This window comes from Streptomyces sp. 135, from assembly GCF_020026305.1.
Classification (GTDB): domain Bacteria; phylum Actinomycetota; class Actinomycetes; order Streptomycetales; family Streptomycetaceae; genus Streptomyces.
Genome location: NZ_CP075691.1, coordinates 7,473,739 through 7,496,804 on the forward strand (window position 1 = coordinate 7,473,739; position 23,066 = coordinate 7,496,804).

Annotated in this window: 14 protein-coding genes and 2 pseudogenes; 5 read left to right on the plus strand and 11 right to left on the minus strand. The window is 73.7% G+C overall.

Features of this window, described 5'->3' with window-relative positions; genetic code table 11:
• Positions 1-20: 20 nt before the first annotated feature.
• The gene (locus KKZ08_RS33550; RefSeq protein ID WP_223778008.1) at positions 21-767 is read right to left on the minus strand and encodes a helix-turn-helix transcriptional regulator; all 747 of its coding nucleotides are present in this window, start codon (positions 765-767) and stop codon (positions 21-23) included.
• Positions 768-1,399: 632 nt separating this feature from the next.
• Between KKZ08_RS33550 and KKZ08_RS33555 the strand changes: the two genes are divergently transcribed.
• Positions 1,400-2,545, plus strand: coding sequence for an MFS transporter (locus KKZ08_RS33555; protein ID WP_223779291.1), 1,146 nt, complete (start codon positions 1,400-1,402; stop codon positions 2,543-2,545).
• A 226-nt stretch (positions 2,546-2,771) separates the two neighbouring features.
• Positions 2,772-5,051, plus strand: coding sequence for a collagenase (locus KKZ08_RS33560; protein ID WP_223778009.1), 2,280 nt, complete (start codon positions 2,772-2,774; stop codon positions 5,049-5,051).
• A gap of 40 nt (positions 5,052-5,091) precedes the next feature.
• Here KKZ08_RS33560 and KKZ08_RS33565 read toward each other — a convergent pair whose 3' ends face one another.
• Entirely contained in the window at positions 5,092-6,606 is a 1,515-nt protein-coding gene (locus tag KKZ08_RS33565) for a glycoside hydrolase family 3 N-terminal domain-containing protein (protein ID WP_223778010.1), read from the minus strand.
• Between the two features lie 244 nt (positions 6,607-6,850).
• Between KKZ08_RS33565 and KKZ08_RS33570 the strand changes: the two genes are divergently transcribed.
• Together KKZ08_RS33570 and KKZ08_RS33575 are read left to right on the plus strand one after the other, a co-directional pair.
• Positions 6,851-7,852 (plus strand): zinc-binding dehydrogenase, encoded by a 1,002-nt coding sequence (locus KKZ08_RS33570; RefSeq protein WP_223778011.1) that lies wholly within the window; start codon positions 6,851-6,853, stop codon positions 7,850-7,852.
• A 22-nt stretch (positions 7,853-7,874) separates the two neighbouring features.
• The gene (locus KKZ08_RS33575; RefSeq protein ID WP_223778012.1) at positions 7,875-8,840 is read left to right on the plus strand and encodes a Gfo/Idh/MocA family oxidoreductase; all 966 of its coding nucleotides are present in this window, start codon (positions 7,875-7,877) and stop codon (positions 8,838-8,840) included.
• 22 nt (positions 8,841-8,862) lie between these two features.
• Here KKZ08_RS33575 and KKZ08_RS33580 read toward each other — a convergent pair whose 3' ends face one another.
• From KKZ08_RS33580 to KKZ08_RS33610, 7 genes are all read right to left on the minus strand, one after another.
• Entirely contained in the window at positions 8,863-9,723 is an 861-nt protein-coding gene (locus KKZ08_RS33580) for a phytanoyl-CoA dioxygenase family protein (RefSeq protein ID WP_223778013.1), read from the minus strand.
• A 16-nt stretch (positions 9,724-9,739) separates the two neighbouring features.
• Positions 9,740-10,879: a hypothetical protein gene (locus KKZ08_RS33585; RefSeq protein WP_223778014.1), complete on the minus strand. Its 1,140-nt coding sequence runs from the start codon at positions 10,877-10,879 to the stop codon at positions 9,740-9,742.
• A complete protein-coding gene (locus KKZ08_RS33590; RefSeq protein WP_223778015.1) occupies positions 10,876-12,057 on the minus strand; it encodes a hypothetical protein in 1,182 nt (393 codons plus the stop codon). Before KKZ08_RS33590 ends, KKZ08_RS33585 begins: the two co-directional genes overlap by 4 nt.
• Positions 12,054-14,180 carry a DegT/DnrJ/EryC1/StrS family aminotransferase gene (locus KKZ08_RS33595; RefSeq protein ID WP_223778016.1) on the minus strand — a complete coding sequence of 709 codons (2,127 nt, stop codon included), beginning with the start codon at positions 14,178-14,180 and terminating at the stop codon, positions 12,054-12,056. Before KKZ08_RS33595 ends, KKZ08_RS33590 begins: the two co-directional genes overlap by 4 nt.
• A gap of 7 nt (positions 14,181-14,187) precedes the next feature.
• On the minus strand, positions 14,188-15,393 hold the full coding sequence (locus tag KKZ08_RS33600; RefSeq protein ID WP_223778017.1) for a radical SAM protein: 1,206 nt from the start codon (positions 15,391-15,393) through the stop codon (positions 14,188-14,190).
• Between the two features lie 159 nt (positions 15,394-15,552).
• Positions 15,553-16,263: a Clp protease N-terminal domain-containing protein gene (locus KKZ08_RS33605; protein WP_223778018.1), complete on the minus strand. Its 711-nt coding sequence runs from the start codon at positions 16,261-16,263 to the stop codon at positions 15,553-15,555.
• 502 nt (positions 16,264-16,765) lie between these two features.
• Positions 16,766-19,540, minus strand: a complete 2,775-nt coding sequence (locus tag KKZ08_RS33610; protein ID WP_223778019.1) for a LuxR family transcriptional regulator — start codon at positions 19,538-19,540, stop codon at positions 16,766-16,768.
• 347 nt (positions 19,541-19,887) lie between these two features.
• On the opposite strand from KKZ08_RS33610, the pseudogene KKZ08_RS33615 reads away from it, so the two are divergent.
• Positions 19,888-21,790: pseudogene (locus KKZ08_RS33615) on the plus strand (GAF domain-containing protein).
• A gap of 104 nt (positions 21,791-21,894) precedes the next feature.
• Here KKZ08_RS33615 and KKZ08_RS39055 read toward each other — a convergent pair.
• Together KKZ08_RS39055 and KKZ08_RS39060 are read right to left on the minus strand one after the other, a co-directional pair.
• The gene (locus tag KKZ08_RS39055) at positions 21,895-22,140 is read right to left on the minus strand and encodes a LysR family transcriptional regulator substrate-binding protein (protein WP_346657925.1); all 246 of its coding nucleotides are present in this window, start codon (positions 22,138-22,140) and stop codon (positions 21,895-21,897) included.
• A 76-nt stretch (positions 22,141-22,216) separates the two neighbouring features.
• Positions 22,217-22,714 (minus strand): annotated as a pseudogene (locus KKZ08_RS39060) (LysR substrate-binding domain-containing protein); the annotation flags it as partial.
• Between the last annotated feature and the right edge of the window lie 352 nt (positions 22,715-23,066).

Sequence of the window (23,066 nt, forward strand, 5' to 3'; positions counted from 1 at the left end):
TTGATGACCTTGGGAGCGGATCAGCCGCGGCGGTGGTGCGCTCCCGGCGTGTAACCGAACGCGCGGCGGAACACATCGATGAAGGCGCTGGTGGACGCCCATCCGCAGCGGTGTGCGACCGCGGTGACCGGCGTGCCGTCGGCCAGCATGCGCAGGGCGTGGTAGAGGCGCAGCTGCGTGCGCCACTGCGGGAAGGTCATGCCCAGCTCGCGGCGGAAGAGGCGGCTGAGGGTGCGCTCGCCCGCCCCGGCCGCGGCGGCGAGTTGGGCGAGGCCCCGGGTGTCGGCCGGGTCGTCGTGCAGCAGGGTGCAGACGGCGGCGAGGCGTGGGTCCGAGGGGGTGGGCAGCTGGACGGGTTGCTGGGGTGACGCGCGCAGTTGGTCGAGGAGCACCGCGCGAAGGCGCCGCCGCTCGGGAGTGTCCTCGTACGGGCCCCGGGTCCAGGCGAGGATCAGTTCGCGCAGCAGCGGGCTGACGGTGAGGACGGTCGGCACGTCGAGGCCGAGCGGGTTCGTGCCGGCGGGCAGACCGAGCAGGTGCAGCGCCAGGTGGCCGTGGGCGCGGTGCGCATGGACGCAGCCGGCGGGGACCCAGATGGCGCGGGTGCCGGGTGCGAACCAGGTGCCGGCTTCGGTGGTTACGGCCACGACGCCGGAGCCCGCGTAGATGATCTGGTGGTCGTCGTGGCGGTGCGCGTCGATGCGGTCGCCGGGGGCCAGTACCTGGGTGCGGGTGGGTGCCTCGGGGGTGTGGCGGATGTCCGGCATAGGTTGGCATTTTATCGGAAGCGCGCCACCGGGCGGCGTGGCGACGATGGGGCGGTGCCAGCGAACCAGCCCTCAGTCCCGGCGAACCAGCCCGCAGCGGCAGCGGGCCAGCCCTCGGCGGTGTCGAATCAGCCCGCAGCTGGAGCGGGCCAGTCCTCAGCCGCAGCGGGCCAGCCCTCGGCGGTGTCGATCCAGCCCGCAGCTGGAGCGGACCAGTCCTCAGCCGCAGCAAGCCACCCCTCGGCCGTGTCGAATCAGCCCCCAGCCGCAGCGGACCAGTCCTCTGCCATGCCGATCCCGCCCGCAGCCCTGGCAGGCCACCCTTCGGCCGTGTCGATCCAGCCTCCAGCCGGAGCGGACCAGTCCTCAGCCGCAGCAAGCCACCCCTCGGCCGTGTCGAACCACCCCTCGGCCGTGTCGAACCAGCCCTCAGCCGCATCGCCCCGCCCCTCAGCTGCATCGCCTTGCCCCCCAGCCGCAACGCCTTGCCCCCCAGCCACTCCACGCCACCCCTCAACCACACCAAGCCACCCCCCAACCCCAACACCCCACCCCCACCCACCGCGCTCCAACCCCCACCCACCACACGAGGTGCCCGCCACCCCCGCCACCCCCGTCGCCCCCGCCGCCCCATCCTTCTCCTCGCCCTCGCTCACGCCTGCGTCGACGTCTACCAAGGAGCCGTCGCCGCGCTTGTCCCCTTCTTCGTGGCGGAGCGCGCCTACACCTATGCCGCCGCGTCCGGCATCGTGCTCGCCGCGTCGCTGTTGTCCTCCGTGGTGCAGCCGCTCTTCGGGGCGCTCACCGACAAATGGGCCATGCCATGGCTGCTGCCGGTCAGCACGCTGGTGGGCGGGGCCGGCGTCGCGTTTGCCGGGGTCGGCGGCTCCTACGCCCTCACCCTGCTCGCCGTAGCCGTGTCCGGCATCGGCGTCGCCGCGTACCACCCGGAGGCCGCGCGGGCCGCGCGGCGGGCGAGCCGCGGGAGTCATACCGCCATGAGCTGGTTCTCGCTCGGCGGCAACCTCGGCTTCGCTACCGCCCCTGTGCTGACCGCCGCCATCGTCGCCACGGGCGGCCTGCGCGCCTCGCCGCTCCTCGTGGCCCCCGCCCTCGCGGGGGCGGTGCTGTGCGTGGCCGCGTTGCGGGGCGTCAGGGCCGCGGAGGCCGCCGTACCGAAGAGCGCGGCGCCCGCCCAGGTGGCCCCCGCCGACGACTGGCCCTCCTTCCTCAGGCTGTCCGGCGCCGTCGTCTGCCGCTCGATCGTGTTCGCCGGCTTGAGCACGTTCATCTCGCTGTACGCGCGCCAGCGCACCGGAGGCGGTGAAGTGGCGGGAACCGTCGCCCTGTTCGTGCTCTACCTCGGCGGCGCCGCCGGTACGGTCGCGGGCGGGAGGCTCGCCGCCCGTCATGGCCGCCTGCCGGTGGTGCGGTGGTCGTACGCGCTGACGGTCCTCGCGGTGGCGGGTGTCGTGGTGGTGCCGGGGCCGGCGCTCTTCCTCTTCGTCGTCCTCGCCTCGGCCGGCCTCTACGTGCCGTTCTCCCTGCACATCACCCTCGGCCAGGACTACCTGCCCCGCCGGATCGGCACCGCCAGCGGGGTCACGCTCGGTCTGACGGTCAGCATCGGCGGCCTCGCCAGCCCGCTCATCGGTGCGCTCGCCGACGCCACCTCCCTGGGCATCGCACTCGCACCGCTGATAGTCCTGCCCGCCCTCGGCCGGTTCCTCTTGCGCACCCTGCGCGAACCGGGGGCGCAGGGCCCGCCCGGCGCCTGAGCCCGACGTCTGAGACAGGGGTCCGGAAGAGTTCCTGGCTCCTGAGGGGTTGTCAGTGCAATTTCACATTACTACGTTACGCATCACATGGCTCAGCGGCGGGTGACGCTCAAGTGCCGCTGGGCGCCCACCAGTTGACCGACGTGTCAATCCCCCACCTCCCACACAGGAGCCCGCGGTGTCCCAGCTACGTCCACGAACCCTGCGCAGATCCGTGCTCGCCGGCGTGACAGCGGCGACTCTCTGCCTCACGGCCACCCCTCTCGTACAAGCCGCAGAACCCGCCCCCGCCCCCGAGCGCCGCACCGCCCAGGCGAAGGCGCCCGCCGGGCCGAACCCCTTGGACGTGGTCGACCGCAGGGCACGCGCTCCCAAGCCGGGCGCCTACCGGATCCCGGCACCCGGCGACATCGCGGGAGGCCGTACCCCGGGCGCCCGTACCCCCAAGTCGAAGGAGAGGGAGGCGGCCGGGGCCCAGGCCGCGCCCTGCACCCTCGACGGCGTCACCGGCCTCGCGCCCGAGCCGTTCGCGGACTTCCTCGGCGATCCGGCCGTCACCGCGGACGGTTGCCTGCGCACGCTCATCTGGACCTGGGACCAGCGCCTCGCCCCCGTCATGTCGGACGCCCACGTCCAGGCGGTCTCCGTGCGCGTCACCCGGCTCGCCGCCGCCCATGACGGCAAGAACGGCAGCAACCTCCTGGAGATGCTCACGTATCTCCACGCCGTCGCCTACCAGGACTTCTCGCACGACGAGATCGACGTCACCGACGGCCCGACCGTCGACGCCATGCGCCGCGCCGTCGACGCCTTCGGCAGGGCGCCCCGTACCTTCGACGCGACCCGGGCCAACGCCGAATCCCTGCGCGAGGCGCTGTACGCGGCCAGTGCCCCAGGGCTCCGGCAGCACCAACTCCCGCTCGTCAAGCGCGTCCTGACCACGATGGACGCCGCCCACCCGGACACGGCCAAGGACACCGCGTGGGCCGGTTCCGCGCTCGCCGCCCTCTCCCTCAGCTACCTCGGTGTCTACCCCGGGAACAAGGACACCGCCTTCCACGCGGCGGTCAAGGCCGACGCCTCCTACCGCGCCGCCTTCAAGGCCTTCGCCGGTCACACCCACCTCAAGGGCACGGCCAACGCCTGGGTGGTGCGTGACGCGCTGAGCGAGTACGGCCGGTTCGGCCAGATAGCCGGGCTCAGGGAGGAGATCGTCCCCGGCCTCGGCGGCCTCGTCGCCGTCACGGCCCGCAACTTCGGTGAGGGCAGTGCCCCTTGGGCGAAGGTCGCCACCTGGCTCAACGAGTTCGACGCCTGCGCGCCGTACAACGTCTGCAAGGCCGACATCGAGCGCCGCCTCTTCCCGAGCACCTACACGTACGACAAGGGCGGGATGAGGGTCCGCACCGCGCTCGACCGCAAGACCGTCGATCAGCTCTACTACGCCGCCAAGCAGGTCAAGGCGCAGTTCCACCGCGTCCTCGGCACCCTGGAACCGCTCGCCGGGGACCCCAACACCGGTCTCACGACCGTCCTTTACGCCTCACGCGCCGAGTACGAGAACTATCACCCCCTGCTCACCGGGATGGGCACGGACAACGGCGGTGTCTACATCGAGCGCGGCGCGACCTTCTACACCTACCAGCGGCGCGTCCCGCAGGACTCGTCGCTGACGCTGGAGGAGCTCTTCCGCCACGAGTACACGCACTACCTCAACGGCCGCTGGGCCGTGCCCGGATTCTTCGGCGAGGGCCCCTGGTACGAGGGCGATCGGACCACCGCGATGGACGAGGGCACCGCCGAGTTCTTCGACGGCGCCACCCGCGACGACGGCATCAAGGTCCGCAAGTCCCTGGTGCAGGGCGTCATCGACGACACGGCGAACGGCGGCCCGCGGATGACCGTGGACCAGATCCTGCACGCCACGTACGAAGGCGACGGCTTCCGCTTCTATGACTACGCCGGCACGTTCTTCGAGTTCCTGTGGACCGAACGCCCGGCGCTGATCAAGGAGATGTACCGTCATCTGCGCGCCGACGACCCCGCCGCCTTCGACGCCTGGCGCGACCGGCTCGGCAAGGACGGCGGCCTGCAGAGCGCGTACGACGCCTTCCTCGACAAGCAGATCGCGCACGTCGACGACCTCTTCGTGCCCGACACCACGTACGTGCCGGTCGACCGGCTGCGCGACACCACCGCCGCCCAGGTCCGTGCTTCCTTCAAGGCCACCACGGGCGCCACACCCCAGTGCCGCTCGAACGGCGCACCGGAGCGCCCGCGCTACACCTGCACGGGCCGGATCACCGCCGGTCTGAGCGCGGCCGACGACCCCGACGCCGTCTTCAAGGACATGTCGCAGACCGTGGACTACTTCCTGCTCGAACGGGCCGCGGCGGGTCACAACAACCTGGCCGACATGAACTGCTCGTTCGGCGAGGTGGACATCTGGACCGACGGCCGCGCCGGCAGCGCGGACTTCAGCTGTGAGGGCCCGCTCCGGGGTTGATCCCCGCCGGGCGCGCCGGCGCCACCGTCCGTCCGCGAGGTCAGGCGGTGGCGCCCACCAGCAGCTCCGCCGCCGCGATGCCCGACACGCGGGTCGCGCCGTGCGTGATCAGATGCGCGGCGCCGAGGGTGTCGCCCGCCGGGACGCCCATCTCGACGACCAGGGCATCGGGGCGGCTGCGCAGGAGGCGGGTCAGCGTGTCGGTCATCCAGCGGTGGCGGGCCGCGTCGCGGACCACGACCACCAGGGCGCGGCCTACCGCCGGGGCCAGCGCCTCGCGGTGCAGAAGGTCGCCCGCGTGGGCGATTTCGGGCTCCGTCAGCCTGACGGACGTCGTGCCCGGGCGCAGGTCGCGCAGGGGTTCGGCGACGCCCCAGGGGGTGCGGCCGTCGACGGCGAGGTTCATCGTCGGGGAGAGCTCCACGACGTGCGGCGCCCCGGCGAGGGGGAGCGCGGCCGAGCCGGAACCGTGCCGCACGCGCACCGCGCGGCGGGCCGCCACCAGGCCGATGCCGGAGTCCCGCGCGGCGCGCGCCACGGCCCGGGACCGCTCGCCCGACCAGGCCGCGAAGTCCCGCACCCGGGTGCTCGCCTCGGTCAGCCGCTCCTCGGGCAGCGTGCCGTCGAGGACGGCCTTCACCAGGGCCGTGGCGAGCAGGTCGGCCGTGGCCTCGTCGGCGCTCTCGCCACCGACGCACACCGCGTCGACGCCGCCCGCGACCGCCCTGACCGTGGCGCCGTCGATGCCGTAGCGGTCGGTGACAGCGCCCATCTCGATGCCGTCCGTGACCAGCAGCCCGTCGAAGCCGAGCTCCCCGCGCAGCAGGTCCACGAGGATGCGGCTGCTGAGGGTCGCGGGCAGGTCCGGGTCGTACGCGGGCGCCAGCAGATGGGCGGTCATCACCGCGCGGACGCCCGCCTCCATCGCCGCGATGAACGGCGGCAGCGCGGTGAGCGCGATCTCCTCGGCGGAGCCCTGGATCTGCGGCAGGCCGTAGTGCGAGTCGACGACCGTGTCGCCGTGGCCGGGGAAGTGCTTGGCGCAGGCGGCGACACCGGCCCCTTGGAGGCCGCGGATCCAGGCGGCCGTGTGCCGGGAGACGAGGTCGGTGCGGGAGCCGAAGGAGCGTACGCCGATCACCGGGTTGAGCGGGTTGGAGTTCACGTCCGCGCTGGGCGCGAAGTTGAGCGAGACGCCCGCGGCGTGCAGGTCGCACCCGATGTCGTGGGCCACGCGCTCGGTCAGGTCGATGTCGTCGACCGCGCCGAGGGCGAGGTTGCCGGGCCGGGACGAGCCGGTCCACGCCTCCAGGCGGGTCACGTCGCCCGCCTCCTCGTCGATGGCCACGATCAGGTCGGGGTTCTCCGCACGCAGGGCCTCGGTGAGCCGCGCCACCTGCTCGGGAGTCTCGATGTTCCGTGAGAACAGCACGACGGAGCCCAGGCCCTCGGAGATCCTGCGGCGCACCCAGTCGGGGGCCGTGGTGCCCTCGAAGCCGGGTTGCAGCACGGAGTTGGCAAGGTGCTCCAGCGTCGGGTCACTGCTCGATGCCATGGCGCGACCTCCGAAGTTGCGGATACGTGACTCGTGTGACGTGCTGCGTGACTCGTGTGACGTGGTGCGTGACGCGGGGCCCCTGCTGATTGGTCCAGGCCAATCGGATAGTGGATATTGGCTCGTATCGATCGGGGCTGTCAAGGAGTCCGAACCGGCCGAGACGGGCGAATTCAGCATCCCGAGCGTGGAGTTGGGGAATCCTGGTGACTTCCGCTGATCGCACCCGGTGAGGGAGTGGGCCATGCGCAGGTACGAACTTGTCGGCAGGCGCGACATCAGGCTGGTCACCGACGTGGCGGTACCGGACCCCGGACCGCTGGAAGTCCTCGTGCGCGTGCGCGCCTGCACGGTCTGCAACCGCAGCGACCTCGCCTACTTCCACTACCACGGTCTGCGCGACCACTGCTCCCAGGGCTGTTTCGGTCACGAGATCGCCGGGGTCGTCGAGGCGGCAGGCGAGGCCGTGAGCCGGGTCGTGCCCGGACAGCGGGTCTTCGTGCGGACACCGCTCACCACCGGCTACGCCGACTTCGCGCTGGCCCGCGAGATCTGCGTCGGCGCGCTGCCCGACGCCGTCCCCTTCGAGCAGGGCGCGCTCCTGCAACTGCTGCCGCTGGCCGTGCACGCCACCCGCGGCATCCGCCTCGGCGACCGCGTCGTGATCGTCGGTCAGGGACCCGTCGGGCAGATGGCGCTGCGCGTGGCGGTGGCGCGCGGCGCCGCCGAGACCGTCGCCGTCGACCTCGACGACTGGCGCCTGGAGCGCTCCGGCGCCGCGGGGGCCGACGCGGTACGCCGCGTGGACGGCACCCGGGAACAACTGCGCGCCGTCGGCGCCGACTTCGACGTGGCCGTGGACGCTGTCGGCACCCCCACCACCCTCAACGCCTGCGTGGAACTCGTACGGCAGAACGGCCTCGTCGTCCTCCTCGGCACGCACCACATCGACACCCACGTCAGCGTCGACCTGGTCACCTGGGAGCGCAGAGGACTGCGGGTGCACAGCTCCGCCGAGCCCCTGGACACCGCGCGCGCCGAGGCCCTCGCCGTCGCCGAACGCCTCGCCCACCGACGCACCGACGCCCTGCGCCTCGCCGACCTCCACACGCACACCTACCCCCTCGACGAACTCCCGAAGGCCATGGAGCAGCTCTCCGCGAGCCGCGCGCTGTACCCGGACGCCGAGGACGCCCCCTACGCCGGGCCGCCGCACGAGACGCTGAAGGTGGCGATCGTCCCGTGAGCGCGAGACGGCCGGGCGCGGCGTGAGGTGGGGCATCGCCGGATACGGCGACATCGTGACGCGCCGCGCGCTGCCCGCCCTGCACGCGCTCGGCGAGCAACCGGTCGCCCTCTGGGGCCGCGACCCGCACCGCGCGGCACTGGTCGCCGAGCGGCACGCCGTCGCCAGGTCCGGCGCCGACCCGAGGGTCCTTCTCTCGGACGTCGACGCCGTGTACGTGGCCACGCCCGTCGCCACCCATGTGCCGCTCGCCCGGGCCGTGCTGGCCGCCGGTATCCCGGTCCTCGTCGAGAAGCCGCTCGCCGGGGGACTCGCGACCGGCGCCGCGTTCGATACCGCCGCGCCGGATACCGCCTGGCCGTGCGCGGGCGTCGCCTATTACCGCAGGCTCGCGCCCGCCGTGCGCCGACTCCGTGCCGAACTGGCCGGGTGGACGCCCGAGCGGGTGGAGGCACACTTCCGGTGCGCCTTCGAACCGGGCCCCGACGATCCGATGCGCTGGCGCACCGACCCCGCCGTGTCGGGCGGCGGAGTGCTCGCCGACGCCGGAAGCCACCGGATCGACCTGCTGCTCCACCTCTTCGGGCGGCCGTACGAGATGACGGCCCGGCTCGGCGGCCGCTTCCCCCGGGGCGCGGAGCGGCGGGCCGACCTCACCCTGCGCTGGCGGACCGGTCTGCGGGCGCACTGCCTCATGGAGTGGGGTGAGGGGCCGCCGGTGGACCGCGTCGAACTGACCGGCGGCGGGCGGACGGTGACGCTCGACCCGCTCGACGCGGGCCGGCTCACGGGCCTTGCCGGAACGCCGCTCCTCCTGCCCCCGGCGGCCAACCCCCACCAGCCGCTGCTCGCCGACTTCGCGGCGGCCGTCGCGACCGGTGGTACGCCGGTGTGCCCGGTGGCGGAGGCCCGGCTCGTCGACGACGTGATCGTGGCGGCGGAGCGCTCGGACGCGGCGGGCGGCGCCCCGGTCCGCCTGGTGCACTGAACGGGGCAATGGCGCGGGCATCTCACGCCCCGTCATCCGCCGACCACGGCGTGAGCCAGCGCGGGTCGGGTGTGTCGGCGGCGCGTACGAAACGCACGTCGGCCGAGAGCCGCATGGCGTCCGTGGTGGTATCCAGGGAGGCGTGGATGACGCGCGGCAGGTGCACCATCACGTCGCCCGCCGCGAAGTCGGCCCACAGCCAGCGCCGGCCGAGCGTGCGGGCGGTCAGCTCCAGGTCGTGACAGATCTGGCGGCGGTCGCCCGGCCGGTCGGTGACGTCGCGCAGCGGCGCGTACTCCTCGGGCGGCAGCCGGTGGGAGCCCTCCAGGTACACGAGCGCGCCGGTCCGCGGCGGGCAGTCGCCCACCGGGATCCACAGGGTGACGACGGCGGGCGAACCCCGGTCCATGTAGTCGAAGTCGACATGGGCGCGGGAGGCCCGGCGCGTGCCCCGGTGGAAGTGGCGCAGGATGCGGCGCGGCAGCATCCGTGCCTCGGCGCCGAGGAGGAGCGCGGCGAGGGCGGCGAGGGCCGGATCGCCCACGAACCGGTCGAAGGCCGCCGACCGCACGAACGTGTACGCGGGATGCCCCGCGATGCCGTACTCCGGTACCTCGGCGGGCACCTGGCCGGAGAAGACCCCGTCCTCGACGGAGCTGCCCGCCGCGAGGAGGCCCGGCGGGAAGAGCGAGAAGTACCGGCCGCGCAGCCGCAGGACCTCCGCACGGTCGAGCAGCCCCGGCAGGTACAGATAACCGTCGGCGTGCAGCCGCGCGCGGAGCGCGGCCGGGTCCCTCGGCGGCAGCAGGTCCGCGCTGCGGCGCAGCGGGCCGAAGAGATCCGGCGTGAAGGGTATCGGTACGCCGTTCGACGACAGGTTCACGGTATGTGCCCTTCGGTCAGTAGACGCCTTCCACCGCCTCGGCACGGCCCTCGCCGTCCTCCTGGAAGGGCCGCACCGCGGCGACGCCGTCCCAGGGGAACCACGGGTGCGGGCCGGTTCTGACCGCGCTGTCCCGTTCCAGGAGGTTGGGCAGGAAGAGGTCTTCGAGGAGGGTGGTGGCCCGTACGCGGCCGCGCCGCCCGACGGCGACCTCGCGCCACGGGTCCGCCGGGTCGACGACCTTCAACACCGCGAAGGGCGGCGGGAGATGGTAGGAGTGCCCGGCTCCGGCAGGCACGCCGTCCGCCGCGTCCCGGTCCGTCACGTCGGCCTGGAGCGCGTGCCCGACCAGCGTGTTGCCGTAGGTGTCGATCCACTGCACGCCCGGCAGGTGCTCCTCGCGCAGGAACTGCGCCTCGGCGGCGGTGCACGAGGTGCCGCCCGTGCACACCGCCCGGATGCCGTACGTGTGCAGCGGGCGCGGCAGCCGCATCGCCAGTTCCAGGAGCAGCCGCGCGGTCGTGAAGAGCAGCGAAGGGCGCTCGGCGGCCAGCAGCGTCAGCGTCTGGTCGATCAGATGCGCCGTGTACGCGTCCGCCTCGCCGCCCGACCGCAGCGCGGCCTTCACCCAGCGCGGATCGAAGTCGATGGAGTGCACCGCGCCGCACCAGCTGTCCGCGAGGCCCTCCACGAAGTGCCCGTACGCGTGCGGGCCGCTCGGCGTCATGGCGAGGACGTCACCGCCGGCCACACCACGAGCCTCAAGCACGGTGCGGTAGATCTCCACGTCGTACGCGAGACGCGTGACGTTGACGATCCGGCAGGGTGCGCCCGTGGTGCCGCCGGTCTCGAAGACGCGGAAGGGACGGCCGCGGTAGCCGCGGGGGAGGAGGTCGCGGGCGTGCGCGGCGCGCAGCTCGGCCTTGTCGAAGAGGCCGAAGAGCTCCAGCGAGGCGAAGCCGTCGACGTCCTTGAGGGGATCGAAGCCGAGCGTCGGGCGCCGGGCGGCCCAGAAGGGGCTCGCGGTGTCGGGGCCGAAGTGCCAGCGCATCATCCGGCGCGTCCAGGTGTCGAGGTCCACGCCCAGCTCCGGCACACGGGTGCGCAGCGTGTCGGTCAGCGTGCTGAAGTCGGTCGGCAGCCGGGAGGTCGTCATGCGGGGCCTCGCTTCGCTGGGCGGTGCACGAACAGGGACTCGGCGGTGATGGCACGCACCGTCTCGGGCGTCGCGGTGAGGACGGCGGCGAAAGGGAAGGGGACCTCGTGACCGACCAGGGGATGACCTTCGTACGCCTCGAGCAGTACGAGGCCGGGCAGCACGCAGGGGGCGCCGTCGACCTCGGTGACGGGATCGCGGCGGGTGAGCAGACGGTCGCCCGGACGCATGCGCTCCTGGATGGAGCGCAGCGCACGGTGTGCCGTCTCCGCATCGCGGAAGACGGTGAGCGGCCAGTCGCGGGCAGCCGGGTCCGGCGGGATGGCGTCGAGCGCGGCGGCGAGGGACAACGCCAGGGCACGGCTCTGCGCGGGGTCCGTGCAGGTGACGGTGCGTACGTTGCGGCAGAACCGCCCCGAGTCGGCCGCGATCAGGGGCAGCAGCCAGTCCACGGCCGCCTCGACCGGCATTCCGGGCGGCACCAGGGCGCAGCCGCGGCCCGGACCGTGCAGGGTGAGCGAGTCCGCGTCACGGACCGAGGCGGCGAGGCCCGCGCCGCCGTAGACGATCCGCCGGTCCGCGAGCTTCAACAGGCCGTGCAGCGCCCGCTGTTCACCCGGGTAGAGGCCGATGCGGGCAGTGGGCCAGCCGACGGCGAGCAGCGCGGCGACGAGGCGTGCCGCGGAGAACGGCTCCCGTCGGCTCGGCCGCACCCACACGGCGCCCGAGCGCTCCGCCTGGTCCAGTACGGAGTCCAGGCACGTGAACGTGTTGCCCGGCAGAGCGACCAGGCTCAACCGGTCGTCGGGCACCGGCTCCCCGCCCCGCTTCGACAGCCCCTCGCGCAGCATCGCGCACCACCGGTCCACCAGCGGCCCGGGCAGCCCGGCCGTGTTCCACAGCGACGCGCGGAAGCCGTCGGCGTCCTGCGCGCCGACGCCGCCGACCGTGACGGTGCCCCGATCGAACAACTCGACTGCCTCGGCCAGCAGTTCGCGGCGGCCGGTGAGCGGGGGCAAGGTGGCGCGCGCGGTGTCCCACCACCGCCGGTCGGCATGGGTGACGATCTCCGGGACCAGCGCGAGGCCGTACGCGGCGCCTCCCGTGCCCGGCAGCGCGGCGGTGTCCAGCGACGTCCGCCACTCACCTCGCCGGAAGGCGTGGACCACCGCCGTCACGACAGCTCGTCGCGGAGGGCGGCGACCACCCGGATCTGCTCGGCCTCCGTGAGGGACGGATAGAGCGGCAGGGCGACATGGTGGCGGGCGAACCAGCGGGCCCGCTCGAACGGTCCGTCCCCGCCCATGCGGTGGTCCTCGGCGACGAAGTACGGGTGATCGCAGAGCAGATGGTCGTACACCTCACCGGCCAGGGACACGCCGTGCCGCTCCCGCAGCCGCTTCTTCAGCAGCGCGCGGTCGAGCGGCCCGTCCGGGGCCGGGTACGCGAGGTATTTGTAGAAGTTGCTCTCCGATCCGCCGGGCACGGCATGCGGCCGGATCCCGGGGACGTCGGCGAGCAACGCGTCGTAGCGGGCCGCCAGTTCGCGGCGTACCGCCAGGGTGTGCGCGAAGCGCTCCAGGTCCACCGTGCCGACGGCGGCGTGGAGTTCGCTCAGGCGCCAGTTGCCGCCGGGGCGGTCGTGGAGCGTGGAGCCCTGCGCGCTCTTGCCGTGGTCGCGCCAGCGCCGCACCTGCTCCAGGTCGTCGGGCAGCGCGGCGGACAGCAGCCCGCCCTCGCCGCTGACGGCGACCTTGGTGGGGAAGAACGAGAAGGCGCCGAACCGGCCGAACCCGCCCGCCGCGCGTCCGTCGAGCGTGGCGCCGAAGGCGTGCGCCGCGTCCTCCACCACGGGAACGCCGCGCTCTTGGCAGTACGCGAGGGCCGCGTCCAGCGCGGGCGAGACGATGCCGCCGATGTGCACCGGCAGCACGGCGGCCGTGTCGGGGTACCGGTCGAGGGCCGTGCGCAGGGCCTCGGGGTCCATGCCGAGGCCGTCCAGCTCGATGTCGACGAAGCGGACGGCCGCTCCCGCCCGCACCGCGGAAGCGGCCGTGGCGAAGAACGTGTTGACCGGCACGAGAACGGTGCGGCCCGCCACGCCGACGATCCGCAGCGCGATCTCCAGGGCCGCCGAACCGGACGCCACGGCCACCGCCCGCGTGCCGGTCCAGGCGCGGGACAGCTCCTCGAAGCGCGCGACCTGCGGGCCCTGCGTGAGCACACCTGAGGCGAGCGCGGCGTCGACACGGTCGAGCACGGCGCGCCGCTCGGACACCTCGAATCGGATGCGCTGGGCCGGGACATCGTTGCCCGCCGTGTTGTCCGCACCGGACAGGGCGCGCGTGAAGAAGTCCGCCGCGTGGCCGACGTGCGTGCCATGCCCCATGGGCAGTTCATGGATCTCCGCGGAGGCGCCCGCCGCCGCGTATGCCGCGCGGACCGTGTCCGCCGCCGCGCGCGCGTCCGCCGGTTCCAGGTAGGAGTCGGCGGTGCCGTACTGGAGCTGGAGGGGCGCCGGGGCCAGCGCGCAGTACAGGTCGGCCAGGTCGGCGTACTCCAGAATGCCGGGGAGCGCCGCCCCCTCGTGGCCCGTCAACAGCCGTTCGTACAGCGCTCGGTAGCTGCCGAGGTGGCTCGCCGCGCAGAGCGGGAGGCCCTGGCGGGGTGCCAGCAGCGCGGTGTGCAGGGCGACCGCCGCGCCGAGGCTGTGACCGAACAGGCCGAGCCGGTCGGGGTCGGCGAGCGGATGCGCCGCCAGTACGCCGAGCGCGCCCAGGGCGTCGCCGACGAGCGCGCCGAGCAGGGAGCGGCCGGTCAGCGCGAACGCGTGGGCCAGCAGGGTGCCTTCGTCCCGGCCGGCCCTGCGCTCCTCGTCGAGGCCGCCGCCGATGCCGTGGTCGAAGGAGAGGGTGACGAAGCCCGCCCGCGCCAGCTGCTCGGCGACGTTGCGGTCGGGGTGGTCCGGCGGCACGTCGCCGGTGAGCTGGTCCAGGCGGGCGTTGCGGCCGCCGAGGACCAAGACGGCCGGGCCGCGCGCGATGCCGTGTGGCGCGAGGAGGGTGCCGTGGAAGCAGCCGCGCACGGGCGAGTCGAAGACCAGCCGCTCGCGGTGCAGGCCGTCGCGTACGAGGGCGCGGGTCTCGGTGACGGCGAGGGGCGCCGGCTCGACGCGGGCCAGCCGCTCGACCACCGCGCGCAGCCGGCGGGCGGTGGCGCTGTGGCCCTCGGTGCCGTCGGCGGCCGCGCGGCGCAGGGCCGGTTCGGCGGCGAGGAGCCGGCGGAGGTGACGGAGCTGCATCCGCGGCTCAGACGAAATCGCCGTGCAGGGTGCTGGGCACTTCCAGCGCGTACGCGTCCAGCGCCTCGTCCAGTTTGATCTGGCCGCGTTTGAGGAGTTCAAGGAGTTCGTTCTGCGGACGGTAGAAACACGATTTGCACAGGTCGGTCCTGCGCGGGTTGGAGGCCTCCCATTCGGCGCGCGGGCCGCCTTCGAGGACCTCGGCATACCCCTGCTCGACGACATTGCCGATCAGATAACGGCTGTTGAGGTGGACCTGGGGGCAGGGATAGAGGTTTCCGTCGGCACCGACCGCCGTGACGAAACGGCTGTAGTGGCAGCGCTCGAAGTCGCCCTCGACCTCCTCGACCTGGTCCATCGGGCCGCGGTCCAGCTTGGGCACCGAAACCTCGAAGGCGTCGGTGGAGAGCGCCGCGGCCGTGGTGAGCGACTCGGCGATCTCCGGCATCACGGATTCGATGGTCTCGTGGCCGAGTGCGCTGTAGAACTCCGGCTCGAAGCGGACGTAATGCGCGCCGGAATCCCGGGCGATATGGGCCGCCTGCAGGATCTCCCGGTAATTCTGGAGGGTGATCACGTAGTTGAAGCCGATGCGGAAGTCGGGGTCCAGGGCGCTCTCCCTCAGCCTGCCGACCGACCCGACGAACTGCGAGAACGTCTGTTCCCGGTCCCGGGTGATGTCGTCGAAGGTGGCTTCGGTGCCCGCGTTCAGGCCGATGCGGACCCAGGTGTGGGTCTCGGCGACGCACTCGGCCACCTTCGGCCTGCCGAGCCGCGAGCCATTGGTGATCAGCCCGATCCGCAGCCCGGCCGCGTGCCCGGCCCGGCAGATCTCGGTGTAGCCGGGGTGGATGGTGCACTCGCCGCTGCCGCAGAACGTCACGGCGCGGCCGTCGTTCTCGGCGAACTCGCGCAGCAGGGTGATCGCCTTGTCGGTGGCGATCGAGTCCTTGAACGAGAACAGGTCGTAGAACTGCTCTTCGTTCGGGGAGTGGAAGTTGCAGAAATTGCAGCGCATATTGCAGGCGCCCATGATGCCGATCCGCATATGGACCGGCTTGATCTCCTGGCCCGCGACGAACCGCCGGAGCAATTCGCCGTGGGCCAGGACCTTCTGCGGTGAGTGCGCCTGATCGAGACTGACGAGGGGCAGTCCTTCGCGATTTTGGGGGGCTGCCATTTCGATGTCGCCGGCACCAGATGTGCTGTTCACGAACCCCCCACGCAAGATGGATGTGCGTTTACGCTGTTCGAGACGGTCCTTGCGACATTAGGGAGCCCCGCCAGACCTGTCAATGCCGCTGGCGTATGCGGGAGTTGACGGCCCATCAGGACGCGGGCAGGCGACGGTCGGGCTGCGGCCGGGCGGCGGTCAGGCGGCGAGCGAGGCGGTGATCTCCTCCTTGTCGAGGCCGAGGCCGGTGAGCGGCCCCCGGCCGTCCTCGAACTCGATGAGGGCGAGCAGGATGTGCTCGGTGCCGACGTGGTCGTGGCCGAGACGCAGCGCTTCACGGAACGTCAGTTCGAGCACCTTGCGGGCCCCCGCGTCGTACGGCACGAGCTCGGGCACCTCGGCGGCCGTCGCGGGCAGCGCGTCCAGGGCGGCCCGGCGCACGTCCTCCAGGGAGACGCCCTGCGCGGTGATCGCCTTGGCGGCGAGGGCCTCGGGGTCGCTCAGCAGGCCGAGGATCAGGTGCTCGGTGCGGATCTCGTCGTGCTGGGCCGCCTTGGCCTCGTGGTGCGCGGCCATCACGGCGTTCCTCGCCCGGGGCGTGAAGCGGCCGAAGCCCTGGCTGGGGTCGAGGGCCTCGGTCTCGCCCGGCTTCTTGGGCACGAACCGCTTCTGGGCGGCCTGCCGGGTGACGCCCATGCTCTTGCCGATGTCGGTCCAGGACGCGCCGGAGCGGCGTGCCTGGTCCACGAAGTGGCCGATCAGGTGGTCGGCGACGTCGCCGAGGTGGTCGGCGGCGATGACCGCGTCGGAGAGCTGGTCGAGGGCGTCGGTGTGGACCTTCTTGATGGCTTCGATGAGGTCGTCGAGGCGGATCGTGGGCGGCTGAGGGGTGCTGTCGGATCGCGTCATGTGACAACCGTAGGTTGACAGTTGGAGGCCGTCAACCCTCGGTTGACATCTGTCCGCGAGGCTCGCCGGACGGTGAGCCTCGCACCGCGCGCGCCGCCCGAGGAAAACCCTGGGTCGAGCCCCCGCCCCCGGTGGTTGAACAGCGGAACCACCGGCTCCCGGCGTCCCTGCCCGCGCCGCCACGCCCCGTTTCCGTCCCGCCATCCCCCGGCACCCACCCCGGTCCCCGCCCCGCGACCCCAGGGTTTTCACGGTCGCCCCCAGGCCCGTACGGGTCCATGGTGGAGCCATGGTCGCGAAGCCGCGGCGGGCCCGGAACACCGGTAGGGGGCAGGGAGGACCGGTGGCCGGACGTACTACGGGGGTGTACGTCTGGACGGGCCGTCCGGCGACGGCGGCGACCGTCGCGAGGGCGGGGGAGGGGGTGCCGGTGAGAGGCACCCCCGCTCGGCGCCCGCCCACGCCGCCCTCGCGTACCCGGTGGGCGGGACGGGGGCGCGACTCAGACCGCCGCGACCTCCGAGGCCTGGGCGAGCAGCCGCACGAGCTGCGCCCTGCGGTGCACACCGTCGAGCTTGCGGTAGATGTTGCTCAGGTGGAACTCCACCGTCTTGACGCTGAGGAAGAGCCGCTCCGCCACCTCGTGGTTGGTCAGACCCCGCCCGACCACCAGCGCCACCTGCATCTCCTGCGGAGTCAGCCGCTCCAAAGGAGCTCGCTCCGGGCGCACTTCGGTGCCGCCCGCCGCGTGCAGCTCGGCGGCCACCCGCGCCGCCCACCCGGACGCCCCGAGCCGCTCGAACGTGGCGAGGGCCCGCTCCAGCAGCCGGCGGGCCTCACTGCGCCTGCCCTGCCTGCGCAGTTGCTCGCCCCACGCGAACTCCGTGCGCCCCCGCTCGAAGGGGACGGGCCGCTCGGTGAGCAGCGCCAGGGAGCGCCGCATGTGCCGCTCGGCGGCGTCCGGTTCGAGCAGCCCGCGGCAGCGCGCCGCCGCTCCCGCCGTGACCGGCCGGTGGCCGCGCCCCGCCTCGTACTCCAGGACGTCGAGCACCTCACGGGCCTCGGTGGTCATGTGCAGGTGGACGTACGCGTCCGCCAGGTCCGCGGCCCACGTCAGATACAGGCCGTCGCCCCGGCCGTGCGTCCGGGAGAAGGCCCGCACCTCCTCGAGCCGGTGCACCGCCTCCTCGAAGCGGCCGAGGCCGAGCTCCAGCAGACCGAGCGCACCGCGCGCCCGTGCCGCGTCCATCGGCAGTTCGGTGGACGCGGCCCACTCCATGGCCTGCGCCGCGTGCCGCCGGCAGTCCGCCTCGCGGTTGAGCGCGGCTTCCGTCCTGGCCAGGGCGGCCAGGCCGCGCGGCACCTCGATGAGCCGTCCGGTGGCCTCGGCGAGCCGCACCGCCTCGTCGGCGTGCGCGAGCGAGGGGCTCCAGCGGCCCCGCCAGAACTCCACCACGGAGAGCGTGCACAGCAGGTGCGACAGGAGGCCCACGGCGCTGGAGGCGCGCGCGGTGTACGCGGCGCGGTCGAGCAGGCCATGCGCCTCGTCGAGTTCCTCCGCCGCGAGGTGACACAGGCCCCCCACACCGGAGAGCGGGTAGGGGAAGGCGGGGTCGGGCGAGGCGAGGGGCCCCGCCAGCTCGCGCAGCAGCGAGCGGCCCGCGTCGGCGTCACCGCCGAGCAGCAGCACCAGGGTGCGCAGGAGCCGTACCGGCAGCAGCGTCTGCCTTGTAGCGTCGGCCAGCTCCATCGCCGCGGCCGAGGTGCCGCGCGCCGCGGTGAGGTCGCCGACCGCGAGTTCGGTGAGCGCGATGCCGCCGAGCATGACGGCGGCGAGCGCGGGATCGACCTTCTCCGCCTCGTCGACCGCCGCCCTCAGCAGCTCCCGCGACCGGGTCGGCTGCCCGCGCTGCACGTCGAGATAGCAGCGCAGCTGGCGGATGTCGAGCCGCGTGCCGAGCTGTTCCGCGTGCTCCAGGGAGCGGTCCAGGATCGCGGCGGCCTCGTCCAGGGAGCCCGCGGCCTGGGAGGCGCGGGCGGCGCACAGCAGCCGCTCCGCCTTGCGCTGCCCGGCCGGCGTGAAGCGCGCGGCCCGCTCGTACAACCGGGAGGCCAGCGGATAGGCCAGCGTGTCGGGCGCTCCCGACGCGGCGTTCTCCAGGAGCGACGCCACATGCTCGTCCGGCTCCGCGCCCGAGGCGGCCAGATGCCATGCGTACTGTTCCAGGGCGGGTGCGGTGGCGCCTTGCAGGGAGCGGGCGATGGCGTGGTGCGCCCGGCGTCTGCGCACCGGGGTCGCGCCGTGGTAGACCGCCGAGCGGACCAGCGGGTGCCGGAAGGCGTACCCGTCCTGCTCCTCGACGACCAGGCCCGCGGCCTCGGCCACCTCCAGCGATTCATAGCTGAGCCCGTGCGCCCGCAGGGCCGCCTCGGTGCCCGCGAGCGGCCGGGTGCCCAGCACCGCGAGGAGCAGCATCGCGTCCTGCGCCTCCTGGGGCAGCCGGGCCACGGCGCTGCCGAAGGTGTGCGCCAGCAGTTCGCCGATGGGCAGGGGCGCCGCGGAGTCGGGGTCGTCGTCGCCCGCGCCGCTCCCGGAGAGCAGGGCGGGCAGTTCGATCAGGGCGAGGGGGTTGCCGCGTGCCTCGGCGAGCAGCCGGGCGGCCTCCCGCTCGGTCAGCTCGGCGGTGCCCTCCTCGGCGATCAGGCGGTGCGCGGACTCGGCGTCGAGGCCGCCGAGCGTCATGGTCTCGATGGCGGCGAGCCGGGAGGCCGGTTCGTCCAGTTCGTCGCGCGCGGTGAAGAGCACGACGATGCCCTCGCGGCCGAGTCTGCGGGTGGCGAAGGCGAGCGCGTCCAGGGAGTACGGGTCGAGCCACTGCGCGTCGTCGACGGTGACGAGGACCGGGCCCTCCTCGGCGAGCGCGCCGAGCAGACTGAGCGTGCCCGCGGCCACCGCGAAGCGGTCGTGGGCGACGGCGGGCCCGAGCGCCAACGCCCCGGTGAGCGCGGCCGCTTGACGCTCGGGGATGCGGTCGAGGAAGTGCAGTACGGGCCGCAGCAGATCGGCGAGCCCCACATAGGGCAGGTCCGACTCGACCTCCACGCCCCGGGTGCCGAGCCGCCGCAGGTCACCCGACTCTCCGGCGACGTGCTCGACGAGGCTGGTCTTGCCGATCCCGGCCTCCCCGCGGATGAGCAGGGCGCCGCTCTCGCCCCGGCGTGCCTTGTCGACGAGAGCGAGAAGACGTGCGCATTCCGAGGAACGCCCCAGGAGCATGTGTCCAGCGTACCGGCGGCACCTGACTTCGCGGAGGCGTCGAACGGGACGTATCTCGCCTGAGGCCGCCGGGGCTCGGCTCTGTCATCCGAGGGGCGTTGCCGCTGGCCTCCGCGCAGGATTCCCGCGGTGGTCTGGGGCACCGGCGATTGTCGGGCGCGGACGGCGACGGAGCCGCCGTAACCGGTGCCGATCAAGAGTGCGGGGACGCGGGCACCGTCCGCGAGCGCGGCGCCCCCTCCAGAAGAGAACTCCCACCGATGACCGTTCCTGACCGACGGTCACGCCACGTCGTCGGCGTGTCCGGACCATCGACCGCACCCGCCCTCCCACGAGACGATCGGCCCATGCTCCCCACCACCGAGGGCGCGGGCCACGCCGAGCTCCGGGCAGGCCTGCGCGGCCTGCTCGACCTGCTCGACCGGGGCGCGCCTGCCGAGGACTTCGCGCGCCCCGCGGCCCGCGCCCGCGAGTTGCGCCGCTCCCGACGACCTCGCGGCGCTCGACGAGGCCACCGACGTGGCGCTGCGCGTCCACCGCACCCTCGGCGCGCACCGCCGCCGCGAGGCCGAACTCACCGCGCTGTTCGACACCGCCGGCGACCTCGCCGCGCTGCGCGACGCCGACGCGGTGCTGCGGGCCATCGTGCGCCGCGCCAAACTGCTCCTGGGCACGGACGTCACGTACCTCTCGCTCAACGACGAGGCCGCCGGCGACACCTACATGAGGGTGACCGACGGGAGCGTCGCCGCGGCCTTCCAGCAGCTCCGGCTCGGCATGGGCGAGGGCCTCGGCGGCCTCGTCGCCCAGACCGCCCGCCCCTACGTCACCGGCGACTACCAGCACGACCCCCGCTTCCACCACACCGACGCCATCGACAGCGCCGTCCGCCAGGAGGGCCTGCGGGCCATCCTCGGCGTCCCCCTGCGGCTCGGCTCCCGCGTCATCGGGGTGCTGTACGCCGCCGACCGCGCCGCCCGCGCATTCGCGACGGAGGAGATCGTGCTGCTCTCCTCCCTCGCCGACCACGCCGCCATCGCCATCGACGGGGCGCGCCTGCTCGAGGAGACGCGGGCCGCGCTCGTCGACCTCAACGCGGCCAACGAGACCATCCGCGCCCACAGCCAGGCCATGCGCCGCGCCGAACAGGCCCACGACCAGCTCACCGACCTCGTCCTCGGCGGCGGCGGCGCGGGCGACGTGGCCGACGGCATCGCCGCCCTCCTCGACGGAGGCGTCCTCATCCATGACGCGGACGGCGTCGAACTGGCCCGCACCGCGGCCGAGCCGCTGCCCCCGCCCGCCCAGGCCGTCGCCGCCTCACGCGCCAGCGGACACGCGGTCCCGCAGGACGGCACCTGGGTCTGCGCGGTCCTCGCCGGCCCCGAACTCCTCGGCAGCATCGCCCTGACCGGGCGCGCCGAACTCGCCGACGCCGACCGGCGGCTGTTCGAGCGCGCGAGTGTCGTCACCGCGCTGCTCCTGCTGCTGCGCCGGTCCGTGGCCGAGACCGAGGACCGGGTGCGCGGCGAGCTCCTGAACGACCTGCTGTCCACCACCGGTGACCCGGTCAGCCTGGCGAGCCGGGCCCGTCGCCTCGGCGTACGACTCGACAGCGCGCACGGGGTGTTCGCCGCCCACAGCGAGAGCGCGCCACGGCAGCGGCTGCTCGCCGCGGCGCACCGCATCGCGCGTGCGCACAGCGGCCTGGCGGGGCTCCACCACGACGGCGTGGTGCTCGTGACCCCCACGGGCGCGCCGGGCGAAGACGCCCGCACCCTCGCCGCCGAGCTGGGCCAGGTCGTGGGCGCCCCGGTCACGGTCGGCGCCGCCGGGCCCGCGGAGGATCCCGCCGGGCTGCCCGGCGCGCACGCCGAGGCGTTGCGGTGCCTGTCCGCTCTGCGGGCGCTTGGTCATGTCGGTCATGGCGCCGCCCTCGGCGACCTGGGCTTCGTCGGGCTGCTGATCGGCGGGCAGGCCGACCTCGGCGGCTATGTCCGGGCCACGATCGGGCCCGTCCTCGATTACGACGCCGAGCGCGGCACGGAGCTGGTGCGCACGCTGGAGGCGTATTTCGGGGAGGACCGGAGCCTTACGCGGGCCAAGGCGGTGCTGCATGTGCATGTGAATACGGTGGCGCAGCGGTTGGAGCGGGTGGGGAGGTTGCTCGGGGGTGACTGGAGCGGGCCCGCGCGGAGTCTGGAGGTGCAGCTTGCGTTGCGGCTGCACGGGTTGACTCCGTCGGGGTGAGGGGGTGCGCGGGGGTGGCCTTGGTTCGCGGTCGCGTCTGCCGGGGCGCGGTCTGCCGGCGGGCGCGGGTTGTTCGTGGTTGCTCGCGCGGTTCCCCGGGCCCCTTATGGGGCGCCTGTGGTCAGGTGCTTGCGGAGGGCGGACAGGAGTGCTTGGGCCGCGGGGGTCGGCGGGCCGTCCGTGCGCCAGGTCAGGGCGATTCTGCCGCGTGGCCGTGGGTCGGTGATCGTCAGGGTGCGCAGGCCGAGCCCGGCGGTCATCTCCTCGGGCAGCGAGGGCAGCACCGCCACGCCGAGGCCGCGTGCGGCGAGCCGCGTGAGGACCTCGGGGGAGGCCGCCTCGAAGGCGATGCGCGGCCGGAAGCCCGCCTCGGCAGGCCTCGTCGAGGACCCCGCGCAGGCCGGTGCCGCGCGGGAGGCTGATCAGCGGACGGTCCGCGAGCCCGGCCAGCGGCACCTCCGTGCGGCCCTCGGGGAGCAGCAGCGGATCGCCCGGAGCCACCACGGCGACCAGCGGCTCGTCGACCACCATGGCCAGGGAGACGCCCGGCGGCGGCTCGCTCGCCGTGAGGCCGAGCAGCGCGATGTCCAGCTCGCCCCGGCGCAGCGCGGCGAGCATCCGGTCGGACGCGTCCTCCCTGAGGGAGATCTCGACCTGGGGATGCGCGTCATGGAAGTCGGCGACCACGGACACCACGTCGAACTCATGGGTGGCGGCGCCCGACACGAGCCCCAGCGTGACCTGGCCGCGCAACAGCCCCGCGTACTCGGCGGCCGTGGCGCGGGCCCCCTCGACGGCGGCGAGCGCGGCCCGCGCGTACGGCAGCACCGCCCGGCCCGCCTCCGTCGGCGTCACCGTCCTGCCCGAGCGGTCAAGCAGCCGGTGGCCCAACTCCCGTTCCAGGCGGCGGATCTGCGCGCTCACGCCGGGCTGCGCCAGATGCCACCGGCTGGACGGGCCTTGACCACCCTGGAGTCATGGGGAGGACGACAGAGAACGAGCGCCACATCCGCGCCGAGATCGCCGCCGAACGACGGGAACTCGCCGACGTCTTCGCCCCGAGTGGAGCCCGAGCCAGTGGGACACCCCTCCCTCTGCGCGGGCTGGCGCGTACGCGAGGTCGTCGCCCATATGTCCCTCGGCTTCCGCCACTCGCTGCCGAGGACCCTCCTCGAAATCGTCACGGCGCGCGGCAGCCTGCACCGCATGACGGACCGCTGCGCCCCGCGCGGACGCCGCCGCGTTCCCGACCGCCGAACTCGTCGCGCACATCAGG